The sequence below is a fragment of the Catalinimonas alkaloidigena genome, assembly GCF_029504655.1.
GTDB classification, from domain to species: domain Bacteria; phylum Bacteroidota; class Bacteroidia; order Cytophagales; family Cyclobacteriaceae; genus Catalinimonas; species Catalinimonas alkaloidigena.
Window position 1 is genome coordinate 645342 of sequence record NZ_JAQFIL010000001.1, and the last position, 21119, is coordinate 666460.

General features: G+C 44.6%; 13 protein-coding genes. 8 read left to right on the forward strand and 5 right to left on the reverse strand.

Features of this window, described 5'->3' with window-relative positions; translation table 11 throughout:
* Positions 1-48: 48 nt before the first annotated feature.
* The 3 genes from OKW21_RS02700 (at position 49) to OKW21_RS02710 (ending at position 6243) form a co-directional block, all read left to right on the forward strand.
* A complete protein-coding gene (locus OKW21_RS02700; protein ID WP_277476975.1) occupies positions 49-4446 on the forward strand; it encodes a CusA/CzcA family heavy metal efflux RND transporter in 4398 nt (1465 codons plus the stop codon).
* 2 nt (positions 4447-4448) lie between these two features.
* A complete protein-coding gene (locus OKW21_RS02705) occupies positions 4449-5735 on the forward strand; it encodes an efflux RND transporter periplasmic adaptor subunit (protein WP_277476979.1) in 1287 nt (428 codons plus the stop codon).
* Between the two features lie 151 nt (positions 5736-5886).
* Entirely contained in the window at positions 5887-6243 is a 357-nt protein-coding gene (locus tag OKW21_RS02710; protein ID WP_277476982.1) for a SpoIIAA family protein, read from the forward strand.
* 48 nt (positions 6244-6291) lie between these two features.
* On the opposite strand, the gene OKW21_RS02715 is transcribed toward OKW21_RS02710, so the two are convergent.
* Entirely contained in the window at positions 6292-7848 is a 1557-nt protein-coding gene (locus OKW21_RS02715) for a DUF4301 family protein (protein WP_277476983.1), read from the reverse strand.
* Between the two features lie 182 nt (positions 7849-8030).
* Positions 8031-10448, reverse strand: coding sequence for a penicillin-binding protein 1A (locus OKW21_RS02720; RefSeq protein WP_277476986.1), 2418 nt, complete (start codon positions 10446-10448; stop codon positions 8031-8033).
* 243 nt (positions 10449-10691) lie between these two features.
* Here OKW21_RS02720 and OKW21_RS02725 point away from each other — a divergent pair, with 243 nt between their 5' ends.
* Positions 10692-11774 (forward strand): alpha/beta hydrolase family protein, encoded by a 1083-nt coding sequence (locus OKW21_RS02725; protein WP_277476989.1) that lies wholly within the window; start codon positions 10692-10694, stop codon positions 11772-11774.
* Positions 11774-12529 carry a sulfite exporter TauE/SafE family protein gene (locus OKW21_RS02730; protein WP_277476992.1) on the forward strand — a complete coding sequence of 252 codons (756 nt, stop codon included), beginning with the start codon at positions 11774-11776 and terminating at the stop codon, positions 12527-12529. The genes OKW21_RS02725 and OKW21_RS02730 overlap by 1 nt, the downstream gene beginning before the upstream one ends.
* Before the next feature lie 12 nt (positions 12530-12541).
* Here the strand turns inward: OKW21_RS02730 and OKW21_RS02735 are convergent, their stop codons facing one another.
* Complete coding sequence (locus OKW21_RS02735; RefSeq protein ID WP_277476995.1) at positions 12542-13279, reverse strand: TIGR04283 family arsenosugar biosynthesis glycosyltransferase; 738 nt, start codon at positions 13277-13279, stop codon at positions 12542-12544.
* Between the two features lie 50 nt (positions 13280-13329).
* On the opposite strand from OKW21_RS02735, the gene OKW21_RS02740 reads away from it, so the two are divergent.
* Entirely contained in the window at positions 13330-14064 is a 735-nt protein-coding gene (locus OKW21_RS02740; protein ID WP_277476998.1) for a hypothetical protein, read from the forward strand.
* Positions 14065-14155: 91 nt separating this feature from the next.
* On the opposite strand, the gene OKW21_RS02745 is transcribed toward OKW21_RS02740, so the two are convergent.
* Complete coding sequence (locus OKW21_RS02745) at positions 14156-15154, reverse strand: T9SS type A sorting domain-containing protein (protein ID WP_277477001.1); 999 nt, start codon at positions 15152-15154, stop codon at positions 14156-14158.
* A gap of 580 nt (positions 15155-15734) precedes the next feature.
* Positions 15735-16799, reverse strand: coding sequence for a T9SS type A sorting domain-containing protein (locus OKW21_RS02750; protein ID WP_277477003.1), 1065 nt, complete (start codon positions 16797-16799; stop codon positions 15735-15737).
* 360 nt (positions 16800-17159) lie between these two features.
* Between OKW21_RS02750 and OKW21_RS02755 the strand changes: the two genes are divergently transcribed.
* Positions 17160-18203 carry an alpha/beta hydrolase gene (locus OKW21_RS02755; RefSeq protein ID WP_277477005.1) on the forward strand — a complete coding sequence of 348 codons (1044 nt, stop codon included), beginning with the start codon at positions 17160-17162 and terminating at the stop codon, positions 18201-18203.
* A 191-nt stretch (positions 18204-18394) separates the two neighbouring features.
* Positions 18395-21106 (forward strand): TonB-dependent receptor, encoded by a 2712-nt coding sequence (locus tag OKW21_RS02760; RefSeq protein ID WP_277477008.1) that lies wholly within the window; start codon positions 18395-18397, stop codon positions 21104-21106.
* Positions 21107-21119 lie beyond the last annotated feature (13 nt).

The following is a 21119-nucleotide window of genomic DNA, read 5'->3' on the forward strand; positions in this document are numbered from 1 at the left end:
CTCTGAATGGGTAATCATTATCTATTTACTGATGCTAAACAAAAATATATGATCAATAAAATCATAGCATTTTCTATAGACAATAAACTTGTCATAGGATTGCTGACCCTTGCTTTGATTGGTGCGGGGATTTGGAGCATGAAAGAAGTGCCCATTGATGCAGTGCCTGACATCACCAACAATCAAGTGCAGGTAATTACACAAGCCCCCAATCTGGGTACCGAAGATATAGAACAGTTTGTCACCTATCCGGTAGAAGTAGCGATGGCCAATCTGCCGGGCGTGGTGGAGATACGCTCGGTTTCCCGCTTCGGTATCTCAGTGGTCACCATCGTCTTTGAAGATGATATGGGGACTTATCTGCCCCGCCAGTTGGTCAACGAAAAGCTGGCGATGGTGAAAGAAGATATACCTGAAGGCTTTGGCGAATCTTTTATGGGACCCATCTCCACCGGACTGGGCGAAATTTACCAGTACACCCTGGAGGTAGAGCCTGGATTTCAACATGAATACTCAGCCACCGATTTGCGCACCCTACAGGACTGGATCGTGCGTCGGCAGATGGCGATGGTACCCGGCGTGGTAGAGGTCAATGCTTTTGGCGGTAAGATGAAGCAGTATGAAGTAGCCATTGATCCCGAAGAGCTCAGGGCCATTGACCTGACCATCACCGATGTGTTTGAGGCGCTGGAACAAAATAACCAGAACACCGGTGGCGCCTACATAGAAAGAGACCATCAGGCTAACTTTATCCGGGGCGAAGGACTGGCACGAAGCATTGCAGATATAGAAAATATTGTGGTCCAAAACGCAGAAGGTATCCCCATCCGTATTAAGGATATCGCTAAGGTGCAGTTTGGCAATGCGGTGCGTTACGGTGCCTTTACCAAAGATGGGAAAGGTGAAGCCGTAGGCGGTATGATACTGATGCTGAAAGGAGCCAATTCCAATGAGGTGATAGAAGCTGTGAAGGAACGTATGGCACAAATACAAACGTCATTGCCCGAAGGCGTGGCTATAGCCCCTTTTCTGGATCGCAGTGCCTTGATAGCTGAGACCACCAGTACGGTTACTACCAATCTGCTGGAAGGTGCACTGATCGTTATTTTTGTGCTGGTATTTCTGCTGGGCAACTGGCGAGGTGGTCTGATCGTAGCTTCTACCATTCCGCTTTCCCTACTCTTTGCCTTTATCCTGATGAATACTTTTGATGTCTGGGCCAACCTTATGTCACTCGGAGCTATTGACTTTGGCATCATCGTGGACGGAGCAGTAATCATTGTAGAAGGGACTGTCTTCTTTCTGGTACAGCGCCTAAGACAGGGAGAAAAGATTAACGCTGCTGCTCGTGATAAACTGACTTACAGTGCATCCAGCAAGATGATGAACGCTGCTTTCTTCGGTCAGCTCATCATTCTTATCGTGTTTCTACCTATCCTTTTTCTGGAAGGTGTAGAAGGGAAGATGTTCAAGCCTATGGCCCTGACCTTTATGTTTGCCATGCTGGGAGCCATGATCCTCTGTCTCACTTATGTGCCTATGATGTCAGCCCTTTTTATTAAAGTTTCCAAAAGTGATAAGCTATCCTGGGGAGACAGAATAGTGATGTGGTTAGAAAATAGATACGAAAAACTGCTGAGTAAAGCTTTAAAAAGAAGAATGATTGTCCTTAGCTCAGCTGTAGCACTCTTTGTACTGGCCATCTTCACTTTTACACGTATGGGCGGTGAGTTCATCCCCCAACTGGATGAAGGGGATATTGCTTTTCATGTCATTCTGAAACCCGGAAGCTCGTTGGCGGAAGCCACCCGGACGTCTTCCCGTATTGAGGCAATTCTGCTGGAAAATTTTCCCGAGATAGAACATGCCATGACGCGCTTTGGTGTAGCCGATGTGCCTACCGATCCCATGCCGATGGATCTGGGCGATTGTATCCTTGTGCTGAAGCCTAAAGATGAATGGGTTTCGGCAGAGACCAAGGAAGAACTGATTGCTAAAATAAAGGAAAAGATCAGCGTAGTGCCCGGAGTCAATTATGAGTTTACCCAGCCCATAGAAATGCGTTTTAATGAGTTGCTTACCGGTGTGCGGGAAGATATTGCCATCAAGCTCTACGGGGAAGACTTGCAGGTATTGGCCAACAAAGCCCAGGAGATGGGAGAAATCATTGCCACGGTAGAAGGTGTGGGTGATATGAGGGTAGAAGCGACTACCGGTCTGCCCCAGATGACGATCCACTATGAGCGGGATGAACTGGCACAATATGGCATGAATGTGAACGATATCAACAGAGTGATAGAAACCGCATTCGCCGGGGGGAAAGCAGGGGTTATTTTTGAAGGAGAAAGAAGGTTTGATTTGGTAGTACGCCTTGATTCGGCTTACCGAACAGGCATAAACGATATCAAAAACATGTACATCAATACGCCGGATGGTGCCCAGATTCCTCTCAAGGAAGTAGCCAGCATCAGCTATCAGCCCGGTCCCATGCAGATCAGCCGCGACAATACCAATCGCAGAACTTCTGTCGGGGTCAATGTACGGGGAAGAGATGTACAAACGCTGGTAGAAGAGATACAGCAGAAGTTAAACCAGCAGTTGAATCTGCCTCCCGGCTATTATATCCGCTACGGCGGTGCTTTTGAAAACCTGGAAAGAGCCACAGATCGTCTGCAGCTAGTGGTCCCCATTGCACTGGCGTTGATCTTCATCCTGATTTTCTTCGCCCTGCAATCTTTCAAGCAGACCCTAATGATCTATATGTCAATTCCGCTGGCAGCGATCGGTGGTATTTTCGCGCTTTGGTTGAGAGGTATGCCTTTCAGCATTTCTGCCGGAGTGGGCTTTATCGTCCTCTTTGGCGTAGCGGTGCTGAACGGTTTGGTACTGATCAGTGGCTGGAATGAGTTGAAGGAAGAAGGTTTGAACGATCTGGGAGAAAGAATCCGGCAAGGCGCAAGAAGGAGAATACGTCCGATCCTGTTGACAGCCCTAACTGATATTCTTGGTTTTCTTCCGATGGCCCTGTCCGTATCCGCCGGAGCCGAAGTGCAGCGTCCATTGGCTACGGTGGTGATTGGCGGGCTGCTTACTTCTACCTTGCTCACACTCTTTATCCTGCCTGTCCTCTACCGTTGGACAGAGACGCATACTTTACGTCCAAGTCTGAGCAAAAGCGCAGCGGTACTTTTGGTGGGCTTAGGGATAAGCATATCTGTTTCCGCACCCTCTTATGCCCAGCATGGAGATGCCCAGAACTCTGCTTCAGTACCGAGAAGTGTACAGCAGACTGACTCACTTCGCTCCATCACTTTTCAGGAGGCAGTAGAGAAAGCTTTAGCCAATTATCCGAAGATAAAAGCGGCCAGACTGGAGGTGGAGCAGCAAGAGGCATTGAAAAAGACAGCCTGGAACCTGGGAAATACGCAGATATTTACTGCTGGCGAAGAGTTAGGAGAAGAGGGGCAAGGCGTTTATACTACGATAGGCATTCAGCAGCAAAACATGGACGTCTTTGGCATTGCTCCTGCTCTTGAAGTGCAAAAGCAGAAAGTAGCCCTGGCAGAAGCAGCCTTACAGCTCAACGAATATGAATTGCGACAGCAGGTAAAACTAGCCTATGGCGAAGCTTATATTGCCCTGAAAAATGTACAGCTTTATGAGCAGTTGGATTCTATCTACCAGGAATTTGAAAGGGCTGCCCGAATCAGATATGAAGTGGAAGAAACCTCCCGCTTAGCTTACCTTGCCGCCAGCAATCAGGTGAAGCAGATTACACTCCAAAAGACACAGGCGGAATATGACTACCAGGCTGCTCTGTATAAATTCAACCTTTGGCTGGTAAGCGATACCCTATATCAGGTAGTAAGCGCTGAAGAGACTCCCTGGTTAGAACCATTAATACAGCAGGATACCATCACCAATCATCCTTTGCTCAGGGTAGCCAGTCAGGGTATGGAGGTGGCGGAAGCAGAACGTAAAGCTGCAACTGCCGATTATCTGCCCAAGCTCTATGCTCAATATGGTATTCAGGAGATCGCCGGTGAGCCGGGCTTTTATCAGTTCCAACTGGGCATAACAGTGCCTCTGTTCTTTTTTCCGCAGCAGGGGAAGCTTCAGGCCAGTAAAATCCAGCAGAAGATTGCTCAACAGCAGTTTCAGCAAAGCCAGTACGAAATACAGGCAGCGTACCAATCCCTTTTGCAGGAATACAGAAAGTGGCTGGCTTCCTGGCAGTTTTATCAGGATGAAGCATTACCACTGGCCCGTGAACAGCGGGAGGGAAGTGTGCTTGCCTACGAGGAAGGAGCCATTGACTATGTCTCTTTTATTCAGAATCTAAAGGAAGCTGTGCAGGTAGAAGTCAAGGCTCAGGAAGCACTGAATCAGTACCTGCAATCCAAATTCCAACTGGAGTATTATCTCAATGCATCTAATCAGCAATAAACATGAAATCCAAGAAATATAACTTGTGCAATCTAAACCCAGGCTTTTGTCTTCACAGGCTATTCGGGCAAAATAAAAATGATAAATTAACCCGCTTCTTTCTATCTGGTTTGGTCATTCTCCTGTTTCTCTTTTCAAGCTGCGCCGGTGAAAATCATGCAGGAGAGGAGCAGCATGCGCATGAAGAGGAAGTCCACCATGGCAATGGCCACCATGAAGATGAGGGCGTCCATTTCTCTTCCGAGCAGTTTGTCGCCCTGGCTATGGAAGTAGGCGAGCTGCCCATGCGCAACCTTTCATCTCTGGTAGAAGCCAATGGTCAACTGGAAGTACCGCCCCAGAACGAAGCCACTGTCACCGCCATTATGGGTGCCACCGTAACTTCCATACAGGTGATAGAAGGAGATGAGGTGAGGAAGGGACAGGTGCTGGCTTATCTTTCTCATCCCAACCTGACGCGTTTGCAAAGTGATTATCTGGAAGCTCATAGCAGTTTGCAGTATCTGGAACAGGAGTTTCAACGTCAGAAAAGACTGTACGAAGAGGAAGTAGGTTCGGGTAAAAACTATCAGCAGACTCAGGCCGATTATCGTTCCCAGCAGGCGATGGTCAAAAGCCTGGAAGCACAACTCAGACAGTTAGGCATGAATCCCAGCCGACTTCGTGATGGTAATTTCTATGATCAGGTGCCGGTTGTAAGTCCTATTGAGGGAGCCGTGACAGCGGTAGAGGTCAAAACCGGGCAGTATGTACAGCCGGAGAAAGAACTTTTTGAGGTAGTCAATACACACCATATCCATGCCGACCTGATGGTCTTTGAGAAAGATATTTACAAAGTGGAAGAAGGGCAGCAGGTGCGCTTTTCAGTAGAGACGCTGCCAGGGCAGGAACTGTATGCTGAGATATATTCAGTAGGCAAAAAGTTTGAGCAAAATCCCAAAGCAGTGCATATCCATGCTGAAATAGAAAATTCAACTGGCAAGTTAATCCCCGGCATGTATATTCAGGGAGAAGTGCTCACCGATAGTGTGGAAACCTACGCTTTACCGGAAGAAGCTATTGCCAGCGAAGGCGATGGGTACATAGCGTTTTTGGCTACTAAAGAAATGGAAGGTGAATCTGAAAGCTGGATGTTCACTCCGGTAGCTGTCATCACGGGTACTTCGTCCAAAGGTTGGGTAGCGGTCAAATTTATGGAGACTTTGCCCGAGAACGCGCTTTTTGCCATCAACAATGCTTACTATCTGGTGGCTGAGATGCAGAAAGGTGAGGCTGGACATAGTCATTGACACCAGCATTTTATTGTAAAGGCTAGTGTTTCTCGGATAACGACAGTTTGAGTAACACTATCCTTTCCTCTCGGTTTTATAGGTAGAAGAGTTGATTTGATGACGATAGAGATGTTTAGTCTATATTTTTTAACCTGTAAAACCTATAAAGATGTTACAACTTTTAGATTTCACTCAAAATAATATTATCGCTACCCGTGCTACCGGAAAGGTGACCGGAGAAGACTATGAAAGGCTAAAACCTATGCTGGATAATATCACCAGTAAAGGCCAGAAGATCCGCTGGTATTATGAGCTGCAGCATGAAGAAGGCTTTAATATGGGAGCGATTCTGGAAGACTTGAAAGTGGATATCCGGCATGCCAGCGATTACGAAAAGATAGCTGTGGTAGGGGATAAGAAGTGGCAGGAAACAGTAACGAAAGCTTTCAGGCCCTTTACCAATGCTAACGTTCATTTCTTTGAGATGAATGAGAAGCAAGAAGCCCGGCATTGGATTATGAACTAGAAAGAAGTAGATCTGGCAGATTTTCGAAATCTGCCAGATCCTTTTGTTTTATGCCTGATGCTGTTCCCGCAGCAGGTCATTCACGGTTTTAACCGGATTGAAAGTAATAATGGGTACTTCCACAAAGATGGTGTTCCAGTCCGACATGCTGCCGTTCCACAGCCCGGGCAGCTCCAGGGCTTTTAGGTCTTTGCCATCTTTTGATTTTTGAGAAATAAAGCCTGTTTGAGGATCTATAAATCGCTTAAGGTCAAACTTATTCTCCTCAAAATCTTTAAGAGAGCAGACAATATCTACAGGGTTAAAGTGGGTAGAGTTTTTGAAGATAGACATCTGCTCAGGATCATTGGTATCTACCTGTGCACTCTCTACGATCTGCAGTGAAGTAGAGCCGTCACTGTTTTCTGCCCAGAAAGGGCCACCCCCAGGTTCACCTTCATTTTTCACCATACCACAAACCCGGATAGGACGATCCAGCTTCTGGAAAAGATAGGCCACTTTTTCATCATCTTCCATGGTGCTGAAGACCTGCGGAGAAATGGTGCAAAGCTGGTTTTCTACAAAGTGCTGGATTTCTTCTATCTTTTCAGCGGACAAATCATCCGACTCATGAATAAGCTTGAGATACGAAAAGATAATTTCCTGATAGCGTAACAGTATGCCTCCCAGCATCTTCTTGTTGCGGTAAGTAGCCTCTTTGATGGAATCGGGTACTACATTGTCAATATTTTTGATAAAGACGATATCTGCTTCCAGGTCGTTCAGGTTTTCTATCAATGCGCCATGCCCACCGGGGCGTAGTAGAATGCTGCCGTCTTCATTGCGGAAGGGCTTATTCTCCATATCTACCGCAATGGTATCCGTAGAGGGTTTTTGCTCGGAAAAAGAAATGTAATAAGTGACACCATATTCTTTTTCATACGATACTTTTACCTCTTCAATGTGCTGCTCAAACCCCTGACGGTGTTCAGGAGAGACTGTAAAATGAATAAAAACCTCATTGTTGGCATTCTTGCAGTATTTGGCCCCCTCAACCAGATGTTCTTCTACCGGGCTACGTGTAGTATCGGTATAGGCATGGAATTCCAGCAGTCCTTTGGGCAAACTCCCGTATTGTAGGCCCTCCTCATTGAGCAGCGTTTCCAGTACACTCACATACTGACGTTGAAGTATAGCTTCGTTCAGGCCTATTCCATGCTTTTCGTAGTGCTTTTCTTTAAGGCTGTCGTAAAAAGCAAAATCTTCAATACGCTTAAAGAAGTTAAAAATGGGACGTAGCTTCTCATCGCTGATAAGTTTGTCGTACTCCTCGTCACTTCCACTATACGAACCCATAAAGCTGAAGAGTGCTTTGAACATCCGGCTGGCCGCCCCGGAAGCCGGTACAAACTTTACTACCTTTACCTGAGGAGATTCGCTCTCATACGTACTGATGTATTTTTCAGCGAGTTGTTCATCTATTTGCAGTAAACCATCGTTGATGGTGGCAGCTTTGATAATTTTCAGAAAAGGAAAACCTTCCTCAAACTGTTGTATTTGCTGCTTAATGGTATCCAGGTTGGCACCATATGCTTTGAGATGGTTTAAGTCTTGGTCGGAAAACATATAGAAAAAAATTAGTTGGGTTGAAAAAGACGTTGTGCCTGAAAATAGTAATAAAAGCTAATATTACACAAAATGCGTTAAGGAAATGAAATTTTTGATACAATGAAGAACGCAGGAGAAGTTCAGCCTGTAAAAATAAAAAGCTCCCGAGTGTATCAGGAACTTTAATAAATACTTTTTGATCAGTTCTTTTTTCCACCAAAGATGCCTCTGATCACATCTATCAGCTTGGTTTTTTCTTTCTCCTGTCTCTGAGGCCTTTCCGGGACTTTCTGTACCCGTTCGGCTACTTTTTCTTCTTCTTTTTTATCTTCATCTCCGGCAAACAATCTCCAGAAGAAACCTTTATCTTCGTCCAGGTCCTCTTTATAGAAATCGCAGTCCAGCTTATCTTTGGCCCTACGGTTTAACTCAGGAAAGTGGCCATTGCTGACCATTCGGAAATCGGGTTCCCGGTTGACCTGCTGCATAAATTTCGCCCAGATAGGCAAAGCAGTATTGGCACCCTGGCCTAAAGTAAGGCTACGAAAACGAATCAGGCGGCTGGAGCCTCCAACCCATGCTCCGGCTACCAACTTAGGGGTAGCCCCCACAAACCATCCGTCCGCCTGCGACTGGGTAGTACCTGTTTTTCCGGCGATCTCATTTCGGAGCCCATACGCATAGCGAATACGGCGGGCACTACCGCTGTCCACTACATTTTTGAGCATATGTACCATGATATCGGCCACCTCCGAATGCAATACTTTTTTGATATCCTGCTTTTCTTTTTTGGTAAAGTCTACGATCACATTACCGTACTGATCTTCAATGCCTAACAAATACTTAGGTTTTACTCTGTATCCGCGATTTACAAAAGTGCCATACACAGTAAGCATTTCAGAGAGTGTAAGGTCGGCTGTGCCCAGGGCAATGGAAGGTTGAAGTGGCAGGTCATTTTCTATACCCATATCGTGAGCCAGTGAAGATACCTTCCTGACGCCAGTCTTCATCATCAGATCTACCGTAACAGTATTCACAGAATGAGCCAAAGCACCGGGCATGGAGTAATAGCCTTCATATTTGTTATCTGAGTTGCGAGGAGCCCAGCCTTCGTATTCTTCATAAGTTCTTAGCTCATTGCTGATGAAGTCGCAGGGGTCTACGCCATCTTCAATAGCAGCGGCATATACGATGGGCTTAAAAGTAGAGCCTACCTGTCTGCGGGCAGTGACATGATCATACTTAAAGTGTTCGTGGTTAATGCCTCCTACCCAGGCTTTTACATGACCATTTTCCGGCCGCATGGCCAGGAATCCGGCGTTGAGAAACATCTGGTAATACGCGATGGAGTCCAAGGGGCTCATGGTTTTTTCCTTTTCACCTTCCCAGGTAAATACTGTCATCGGAATAGGCTCCTTAAAGCTGGCTTCCGCCTCTTCTGCCGTTTTTCCATTGGCGACCATTTGCCTATAGCGGGAAGAGCGTTGCATCAAGGTTTTGAGGTAATCGTTGTGCTGATCCCAGGGTGCGCGGCCCTGCCAGTGCTTGAAGAAGGTGGATTGTAACTCTTTCATATGGTCTTTTACCGCCTTCTCGGCAAAAGCCTGCATACGTGCGTCTATGGTCGTGAAGATCTTCAGCCCATCCGTATAAAGGTTGTAAGTGGTACCATCTTCCTTAGGATGATCATTTAGCCATCGCTGAACCTCATGACGGAGCTTCTCCCGGAAATATGGTGCAAGCCCTTCGTTGTGAGACACATAAGTATAATCCAGTTCCATGGGAATGGACTTCAGAGAGTCTGCCTGAAAGGAAGTAATATATTCAGACTTGGCCATTTGATTGAGCACCACATTGCGCCGTCCTTTGGCACGCTCGGGGTGGAGCCTGGGGCTATAATAAGTCGTAGCTTTGAGCATGCCTACCAGTACGGCAGCCTCTTCAGGCCTGATATCTTTTGCCGACTTATTAAAAAAGCGCTTGGTAGCTGCCTCTATTCCAAATACATTGCCTCCAAAAGGAACTGTATTAAGGTATAAGGTCAGAATTTCTTCTTTGCTGTAAATTTCTTCCAGGCTGGTAGCGATGAATATCTCCTTAAGTTTGTTGACCGGCATACTCAGCAGCCAGAAATCCTGACGGGGGAAGAGGTTTTTGGCCAGTTGCTGGCTGATCGTACTTCCACCACCAGAACTTTCATTGCCCAACATAATACTCTTGACCAACACACGTGCCAGGCTGCGATAGTCTATCCCTTCATGTTTATAGAAACGCGAGTCTTCGGTAGATACCAGTGCCTGGATAATATAAGGAGAGATATTTTCGTAGCGGGCATTGGTACGATTCTCTATATAGTATTTTCCCAATAACTGACGATCGTAGGAATAAACCTCTGAGGCATTGAAATTTTTGATATTGCGTAACTCCTGCTCATTAGGAAGCCGGCCAAAAAAGCCCATATGCACCAGAAAGACAAATACCAATCCGGATAGCAGAACGCCAAAAAAAGTATATACACCCAGACGAAACCACTGTCGCCAGCCAAAATGCCTGACCGTACGAAATAAAGCTTTGAACATATGCTGTATCACCCGGAAGAACTTCCGAATGATTTTCATAAATGTTTTTTTGACTTTGGGGTTCAATGAAATGTCAGTTTGGTAAAACAATCTACAATACTACGCTAAAGTGCTCGCTTTGTTATGCCTTATTATCACAAATGAAGATAAATACACAAAGCGAAAGACTAACAAGCAGATGGGATGCATAATTCCTACTGCTGCTTTTACAAGCTAACTTTTTTTGGCATATTGAAATCTTGGTCCGCTCAGGCTTTTGATCACTCTAACCAACTAAACTTTATGAAGAGAATTTGCCTTCCGTTACTGCTGTGTATTTTTTACTTGCATACTTTATGCCATGCACAAACGCATGATGAGCTCATTGAACAAGTAGAGTCTCTTGAAGAGGAAATTAGCGATCTGCGTCATGAGTTCAATGCTTTGGAAAAAGCCATTGATGACCTGGCCTGGCAACAATCCATGGACAACATAGCCTTTGTAGATAAAGTTACCTTGACCGGGCCACCCAAAAGAGTAATTGAGAATCCTACAGCTCAGGGAGCCAATAACCCGCTTAAGTTCAGCGCCTATGTTTTCCTTCCTAAAAATATTGATTTCTCTAAAAAGTACCCTTTGCTCGTATTACCACATGGTGGGGTACACAGTAATTTCAATACTTTTTACCAGCACATCGTCCGGGAACTGATGGTGCAGGAGTATATAGTAGTAGCTCCGGAATATAGGGGGAGTACCGGCTACGGCAAGGGATTTTACGAGACCATTGACTATGGAGGGCTGGAAGTAGAAGATGTGTACAGCAGCAGAAACTATATGCTGGAAAACTATGACTTTATTGATGCCAATCGGGTGGGCATACTAGGTTGGAGTCATGGAGGATTGATCACCTTACATAATATATTTGAGCATCCTGACGATTATAAGGTGGCCTATGCGGGGGTGCCCGTAAGCGATCTGATTGCACGCATGGGTTATAAAACGCAAAGGTATCGTGAGTTGTATTCCGCTGATTATCACATCGGTAAGTCTGCCTATGAGGATGTGGACGAGTACAGGCGTCGTTCTCCTGCCTGGCAGGCGCATAAGCTACAAAGCCCGCTGCTGATTCATACCAATACCAATGACGGAGATGTCAATGTCTTTGAGGTGGAGCACCTGATCAAATCCCTAAAAGCGGAAGATAAAGACTTTGAATACGAGATATACGAAGATATTCCCGGTGGTCATACTTTTGACAGGATAGATACACAAAAAGCTAAAGAAGTGAGGCTTAAGGTGTATAACTTTTTAGCAGACTACCTGAAACCAAATGTCACCTTTCGCAATGTCAGGGAGCTGCAGCAGGCTAGTTATTTGCCGCGTTAGTGGATTGGCTTGATGCTTTGGTCGTTGTACTCGCGGGTTTTGCTGCCGGCTTCATCAACACTTTGGCGGGAGGGGGTTCACTGATTGCTTTATCAGCATTAATTTTTATGGGGCTGCCTCCCGCCGTTGCCAATGCGACCAACAGGGTGGCGGTTTTTTCGCAGAATGTTTTTGGTGTACTGGGCTTTAAAAGTAAAGGGATTTCTTCTTTCCGCTTTAGCCTCTGGCTGGGACTTTCCGCGCTGCTAGGGGCTGCCATAGGCGCTAAGATTGCTGTAGATATTGACGCTGAACTGTTCAATAAGCTGCTGGCGCTAATTATGCTTATTGTGGTTATTTTCATCGTTTTTAACCCCAATAAGGGGATTATTGAAACAGTGGAGCGGATGGATAAGAAGCATCAGGCCCTTAGTATTTTTCTGTTTTTCTTTATCGGCTTGTGGGGAGGCTTTATCCAGGTAGGGGTAGGCTTTCTGGTAATTGCCGTGCTCTCTACCGTCAATCGTTTTAGCCTCGTCAAGAGCAATAGTGTGAAGGTCTTTGTGATATTGATCTATACAGTAGCTGCACTGGGTGTTTTTATCTGGGAAGGAAAAATTAACTGGGGCTACGGTTTGGTCCTTGCCCTGGGCAACTCTTCAGGGGCCTGGTTCGCCTCTCGCTGGTCGGTAGAGAAAGGCGATCGCTGGATAAAGGTTTTTCTGATCGCTACCGTGCTTGTGATTGCTGTGAAGCTCTGGTTTTTTAGCGAATAAGCGTAAGTCTGGTTACCTCACGTCTTTGTAAAATTTCCTCTTGAGCCAGTGGGGGGAGGCTCCCAAAACCCATAGTATCAATACAGTAAAATAGAGTGCGTGGGCTTTCCAGAAACCCAGGTCCCTTACCCTGCGGTCAGAAGTGTAAACAACATCAGCTAACTGCCTGATGTGGCCAAGCTGGTTGATGCGTAAACAAAAATCAGCTTCTTCCATGATGGGTAAATTCTGGTCAAAGCCTCCTATCTTCCGGAAATCTATCCTCCGGCAAAACATCGCCTGATCTCCAAATAGCAACCTTAAACCCCTGAAGAAGTAACGGTAAGGACGATAAAGCAGTGGGCTGAGGAATGTTTTTACATAATTGAGCCAGGATGTGAAGTGCTGCGTTCTTCCATCTCCCTTCATTACTGATACAAATCCTCCTAATACAAGTTTGGGGTCGGTCAGCGCACTTCTGATTTTCAGTACTAGGCTTGAAGGTACCTTGGTGTCGGCGTGCAGAAAGCAGAGAAGCTCACCCTTAGCCTCATAAGCCCCGGCATTCATCTGAACAGCTCTGCCTTTTTGGGGACTTAAGATAAGCTTTACCGGAAAACGTTTCGCAACTTCAACTGTCTGATCGGTACTTCCTCCATCCACCACAATAATCTCATAGGGCGGCGGTGAGATTTTTACAAGCTGATGAAGGGTATCCGCCAGATAACGTTCTTCGTTCAGACATGGAATAATAACACTTACCCGGCGCATGCTAAGAACAAAATAGGTGAAAGTAGACTTATCAAAATAAACGATAGCATATGAACATCAAACATTTTTTTACCTTAACAGCACTTATTTTTTTTATACAAGCGCATGCCCAGATTGATGAAACTGAACCAGGCCAGTCACAGTTGAGAGAAGCCCGGCAGTTTGAACAGCTTTCTAACTTTGATATAGGGTTAAGAAGGGGTGGTATTCTGATGCAACTGGACTACCAGCATATCCATAGGTTGAATCCGGAAAACCGTTTTCGTATGGGCTATGGTTTGGCCTTGACCCGCTTTCGGGGGTTTAACGATATTCCTTATACCATAGTAGGAGAACCTTCCAATGCAGACGCGGGAGTTGGTCTGGATACCTTTCAGGTTGAGAATGCGAAAATATCTTCTCTTAATCTTTTTTTACTGGTCAACTACGCGCCCAATAACCGGATAGATTTCGGATTGTTAGTAGATGCCATAGGTCTAAGCTGGGGAGATGTACAGAAGGGCCTTTTTGCCAGCGGGCCTAATGATCCCAACCCCAGGGGAGGAAACGCTGCGCCTGTTCAACTGAATACGTCTTTCGGATCTTTAGGCTCCTGGCGGTCCAGGTTTCAACTCCGGTACTGGGTATACCCTCGCTGGTCATTACAGACCGCGGCTACTTTTTGGCGATCGGCTTATCAGATATCAGAAGATACAAATCTGGGAAACGGAGGCAGCAAGTACAGTAGTGGACTGTGGTTTTGGCAGATGGGTTTGGCTTTTCGGTGGGGTGAAGTTTATTACTAATCTGCTGCAATGCGCTGAAATTTGGCGGAGGCATAAAAAAGCAAAAGGTGGGCAATACCCACCTTCTGCTATGACTTATATCAAACCAAACTTATATGATCATAATTTTTTGTTGATGCTGTTTTCCATTGTTACTCAGGACGATGAGTAAGTAGGCTCCAGGCTTTACGCTAGAGGGTAAGCTAAATTTGTTACTGTCTAACCGGGTTGTTTGCTTATAGACGGTACGTCCGCTGAAGTCCATTAACCTGATTTCTTCCATCTCCGTATCGGAGATTACTGTTAAAGTATGATTGGTGACGAGATTAGGATAAACAGTGGTATTATTTACCCTGGCAGTAAAACCGTTATAATGAACACTGATAGTTTTGTGGTATTCCACTGAGCCGTCATAATCAGTAGCTTTGAGGCGGTAGAAGGCCTGTCCCTGAAGCGGGTTTGTGTCAGTAAAATCGTAAGCTATTTCCGCAGTGGAATCACCCGTACCATTAACGTTGCCAATGGCTTTGAACTTAAGATCAGCGCCGGCACGCTCTAGGGTGAAGTAGTCAAAGTTTTCTTCAAAGGCGGTGACCCAGTCCAGTTGTATTGAAGACATGTTTGCCTGTCCGGTGAAGGAGAGGAGTTTGATGGGTAAAGGCTGGTTTGGAGTTGAGTTTTTGTTCATTTCACCAGGACCTTCTAATGAGCCGCTGGTACAACCATCGCACTCATTACCCCATACTCCATTTTCTCCAATCTGAATCAATGTTCCCTTACTGTTATTGCTGGCTATTACAGTTCCTCCACTTTCAAATTCAATGGTGGTATTTTCTGGTAGTATGAGCTTGGAATTTGATTTAAAAACTATACTACCACTACTTTTAATTATAATTTTTGAAACAGAGGAAGAAGAAAGGTCAACAGTCTTATTGACCGCAATGTCAACAATATCATCAATAATAATATACGTCCCTCCAGTCCATGCGCCATTAGGTGGGAGGCCAACCGATCCATCAGCAGTCCATGTACCGGAAGAGAGCCAGGTTCCATCTCCATTTGAAGTCGCGGTATAGTTCTGCCCAAATGCTGAAAAACTAAATACAAGCAAAGTTATTGGTATAAATAAGTCTTTTCATTTCTGAACCATTGTTAATCTTATTGTACATTTCTTATGTACTATCTGGGGCAAATATAATTATTTTTATTTAAAATATAAATATTTACATAAAAAATTTAAATTTTCTTACCTGTAGCAAAGCATATCCCTGTTAAATAGGCTTTTTTAAAGTGATTTAGGGGTTTTTGGGATTTCAGCGCCTGATTACAAGCATAAAAAGGTGCCTGTTAGTGTATGTTTGAGGTATGAAAAAAGAGCTGTTTTGATAAAAAAGTGCTACTAAAAGCTGTGAATGCTGTTTTTCTTTCGTGCTCAGATATTCAATTTCATAATAACAGCCAGCTATTTTGGCAAAGAAATGTACTTAATTTCGCTAAAATGGTATAGCGTAAGGAGTTAAAGGAAAAGGTAAAGAGAGAAAAATAATGGGAAACAAGCAGGAGTATTGTAAAAGTATCTGGTAATTCTATCGTCCAGTTTGAATTTCCCTTAATAGATCAATAGAGGGAGGCATAAAAAAGCAAAAGGTGGGCATTGCCCACCTTCTGCTATGACTTATATCAAACCAAACTTATATGACCATAATTTTTTGTTGATGCTGTTTTCCATTGTTACTCAGTACGATGAGTAAGTAGGCTCCAGGCTTTACGCTAGAGGGTAAGCTAAATTTGTTACTGTCTAACCGGGCTGTTTGCTTATAGACGGTACGTCCGCTGAAGTCCATTAACCTGATTTCTTCCATCTCCGTATCGGAGATTACTGTTAAAGTATGATTGGTGACGGGATTAGGATAAACAGTGGTATTATTTACCCTGGCAGTAAAGCCACTATAATGGACACTGATAATTTTGTGGTATTCCACTGAGCCGTCATAATCAGTAGCTTTGAGGCGGTAGAAGGCCTGTCCCTGAAGCGGGTTTGTGTCAGTAAAATCGTAAGCTATTTCCGCAGTGGAATCACCCGTACCATTAACGTTGCCAATGGCTTTGAACTTAAGATCAGCGCCGGCACGCTCTACGGTAAAGTAGTCAAAGTTTTCTTCAAAGGCAGTGATCCAGTCCAGTTGTATTGAAGACATGTTTGCCTGTCCGGTGAAGGAGAGGAGTTTGATGGGGAGGGTCCCGTTGGCTATTTGATTGAACAAAGAATTATGGTTTAATTCTAAATTGTCGTCATCTCTAAACCCTTCCGGATCAGATGAACTAATCGTTCCTACTCCCCCATAATAGCTGTTATCCAGATCAAATACATAAAATTCTAAATTATTGATCAAATTACCACCTCTTACATCATAACGGTCAATGAGTACACTAATTCCTTGATTAGTTAAAGTGCCTCCTCTCATGTACAAAACACCGCTGATTATTAGTACCCCATCTGGTTTAATAGTTAGCGAAGAACCAGGCCGGATTGTAACATCCCCTTGCACCCATAAAGTATCATAGATTTCAGAGTGGTTATTATTGTCTAAAACCAAATTATCCTCCAGGGTAACTTTTCCATAAATATGTACACTGCTATTTTCTTCACCATTATTACCGGGTATACTACCCTCAACCCAGGTTCCATTGGCTTTCCAATTGCCTAAAGTATTGTTTTTTGAAGTTAAATCTTGAGCTATTATAGGGTTGCTCAAAAAAAGAATAAGGTAGATTAAGTATAAATTTTTCACTGCCAGTACAATTTTAAGTGTGTATTACTGACTTAAGTAATATTTAATGTAAATATAATCACATTTTAGAAACTATCTAAATTTTTTTGTTATTTTTTTAATATTTCTTACATGAAAAATTATAGAATAGTGAGACTAGAAAAAAAAATAGTATCCCAAAACTTTCAAATTTGCAGTGAAATGGAAAAAAGAGAGCTTTAATAGGTTCAAGACGGGTAAATTATCGCTAAGTTTGACACATCTGGATTTAGAAGTAATAAATACATATATTTCTAACAAAGCAGTCCTGAAGCTTTGGCCCCGTTCCTTCAATGATAATGCACAATGAAAAAGATATTGTACGGCCTCGCTATATTCGCACTCTTAATGGCAGGCGTATATAGCATGGGACCTACGCCTGAACATGGAGAACTGAGTGGGCAATTACCTGAAGTGCCTACTGACCTCATTGCGCTTGAACAGGAAGTCGTCACCCAGGAGCGGAGTAATCCTTACATCAAAGCTGATAATGAAGCCCGCATCATCTGGGCAGATAGCAGTAAACAGAAAACACCATATAGTATAGTTTATCTGCATGGCTTTGGAGCCAGCCAGGGTGAAGGAGAGCCGGTACATCGCTTGATAGCCGAAAAGTATGGGTTCAACCTCTATCTCTCACGACTCAAAGAACAGGGTATAGAGTCCGATAGCGCATTCAAAAGTATGACTACCGAGAACCTGCTGGAAACCGCCAAACGAGCAGTGGCGATTGGGAAAGTTTTGGGTGACAAGGTGATTATTATGGGAACCTCCACTGGCGGGGCGCTGGGCTTGTACATCACTGCTGAAAACCCTGAAATTGCCGGACTGATTCTCTACTCTCCTATTATCGCTCCTAAAGACGAAAATTTACTCCTGCTCAACCGTCCCTGGGGAAGGCAGATGATGGAAGCAGTAGCCGGAGGGGAATATATCATAGAGGAGAGAGAAGGATTGCAGAAACAATACTGGTCCAGGCTGTATTATATAGAAGGCTACATCGCATTGGCGGGTCTGGTTGAAAATGCCATGACTGCAGCAACCTTCGCAAAAGTCAAATGTCCGGTGTTTTTAGGTTACTATTACAAGAATGAAGAAGAGCAGGATAATGTGGTATCTGTAGAAGCTATGTTGGAGATGTTTGACCAACTTGGCACTGCTTCTGAAGACAAAGTAAAAGTAGCATTTCCTGAGGCGGGAAACCACGTGATCAGCTCGTATATCAGGTCTGGAGACTGGAAAGGTGTTTATCATGAAACCGATAATTTTATGCGGAAAATATTTGGTTTTTCACCTGAAAAGGAAGTAATTATTCCTGAATACGATGAATCGCAAAAACCAAACTCTTAGAAGTTTAAGTGCGATTTTCATAACTGAGCCCACCTGCAGCGCGTCTGTGATTAAACAAGTAATTGGTGTTAAGTAATTATTAAATTCTTTTTGCCTGAATTAACTTTTTGATAAAACTTAAAGAAGCATGAAAGCTTCGGGATTTTTAGAAATTTGCGGTCGTTTTTTACTTATAAACTTTACCTTTTGCTATGAAGAAATATTTACTCATTTGCCTTAGCCTGATGTGTCTAAGCTTTCAGGCCTATGCCCAAACGGGTTCGGTGAGCGGAAAAATCACCGATGAAGGAACCCGGGAAGGCCTCATCGGCGCCAACGTGATTCTGGAAGGAACTGCCACCGGTACAGTGACTGACATAGATGGAAGCTTTACGCTTAATGGAGTGGAAGCCGGCAACCAAACTTTAAATATCACCTTTTTAGGATATGAGTCTATCAGCCTTCCTGTGGTGGTAAAAGCCAATGAAAACACCGATATAGGTACAATTTCCCTGGGGGAAGGAGCCGTAGGGCTGGAAGAAGTAGAAGTTATCGCTTCAGTAGCTATTGACAGAAAAACACCTGTAGCAGTATCTACTATTAAGGGAGCAGAGATAGAACAGAAAATAGGCAATCAGGAATTTCCTGAAATCCTTCGCTCAACGCCTTCCATCTATGTTACCAAGCAAGGCGGTGGTTTCGGTGACTCACGTATTAATGTCCGTGGCTTTGATCAGCGCAACGTAGCCGTGATGATTAACGGTATTCCTGTAAATGATATGGAGAATGGCTGGGTATACTGGTCAAACTGGGCCGGTCTCAGTGATGTGACCAGCAGTATACAGGTACAAAGAGGCCTCAGTGCTTCCAAACTGGCAGTCTCTTCAGTAGGAGGAACAATCAACATTATTACCAATGCTGCCGAAATGAAAAAGGGCGGTGCTGTATCTGTAGGCGTCGGAAATGACGGCTACCAGAAGTACGGGCTGGTGCTTTCTACCGGACTAGGTGAGAATGGCTGGGCCTTTACCCTACAAGGTACGCACACCCGAGGTATGGGTTATGCTGATGGAACTCAGTTCCGCGGCTGGTCATATTTTGCTTCGCTGGCTAAGCAGTTTAATAATCAGCATGCGCTTAACTTTACTGTTTTAGGAGCGCCTCAATGGCATCACCAGAGAGAATACGGAAGCTTTGATGGCGTTACGATACAGACTATAGAAGAAAGAGGAATCAGGTATAACCCTCAGTGGGGCTATCTTGAGGGTGATGAGTTTTCATGGAGAAAGAACTTTTACCATAAGCCTAAAGCGTTCCTAAACCATTACTGGACAATTTCAGACAAGACAGAGTTAGCTACCTCCGCTTATGTTTCATTGGGAAGAGGAGGCGGAACAGGAGACCTGGGAAGAATCAACGGAAGTTACAGAACCTCCAGTAAATTTAGAAATGAGCAGGGCATCGTACGCTGGAATGATATTCAGTCCTGGAACCAGGGCGGGGCAGTACCGGATTTTGGCGATAACCGTATTCCATGGTCCGGACCAGGTACTGAGACATTTGATCCTGGCTATAACGGCCCCTTCGCCGGACAAAACGTAGCAGAATCCTACAGAAACGGATTCATCAGAAGAGCCTCTATGAATGAGCACAACTGGTTTGGGGTCCTGTCTAACCTGACGCATGAAATCACTCAGGACCTGACTTTGGTGGCCGGTATTGACGCACGCTACTACAAAGGAGCCCACTATCGCAGATTAGAAGATCTCTTAGGCCTGGATGCTTACTTTGATGATGATGATATCAATAATCCGGAACATTATGTAACGGATGAAGGCAGGGAAGAGGGTAACGAAATTGACTATTACAATGATGGCCTGGTAAATTGGCTGGGAGCATTTGCTCAGCTTGAATACACCCTTGGCGATTTGTCAATCTTCGGATCAGGCTCATTGTCAAACCAGGGCTTCAAAAGAATTGATTACTTCCTGTACGAAGACAGCGACCCTATGCAGGAGTCAGACTGGCAAAACTTTATGGGAGGAACCGTAAAGATGGGCGCCAATTATAATATCAATGATCAGCACAATGTCTTTGTAAACGGAGGTTATTTTTCTCAGCAGCCCCTCTTTGACAATGTATTTGTTAATTATTCTAACGAGGTTGATCCCGATGTGGAGAACCAGAACGTATATGCTATAGAAGCTGGCTATGGCTTTAGAAGCGCCTACCTGAGTGCCAATATAAATGCATACAGTACCCAGTGGTCTAACCGTCAGATTAGCCGCGGAATTCAGGTAGAAGGCACCGATGGTACCGCCAACTTTACCAACATCAGCCAGTTGCATCAGGGGATAGAGATTGACCTTACCGCATCACCAGTAGACCGTTTGAGTATCAGTGCTATGGCATCTTTTGGTAACTGGAGATATACCGATAACTTCAATGCCTCAGTATTTGACAATGACCAGCAACTGATAGGTACAGGCACTTTGTACATGGAAGATGTAAAAATACCGGATGCGGCGCAGACTACTTTTAACTTAAGCGCAAATTACGAGCTTATAAGTGGGCTTAGCTTATACGGTTCTTATTATTATGCTGATCGTGTGTTTGCTGACTTTGATATTGCTTCCGACGACTCATTCTCTGAGCCGGGAAATCAGGCGTGGCAGCTGCCTTCTTACAACTTGCTGGACGGAGGCCTTACTTACAATTTTACCCTAAGTGGACTGGATCTTACCGTTAACTTAAACGTTAACAATATTCTGAACGAAGAGTACATGGCCGAATCTGAATCTAATATACTATATGACCCCAGTGAAGAGGGAGACCGTGAAGTGGGCGAAAACGGAAGTGTTTTTAACAGAGTTTACTACGGATTTGGTAGAACCTGGAATGCAGGCCTGAAAGTTAGATTCTAAAATAGCTGACTTG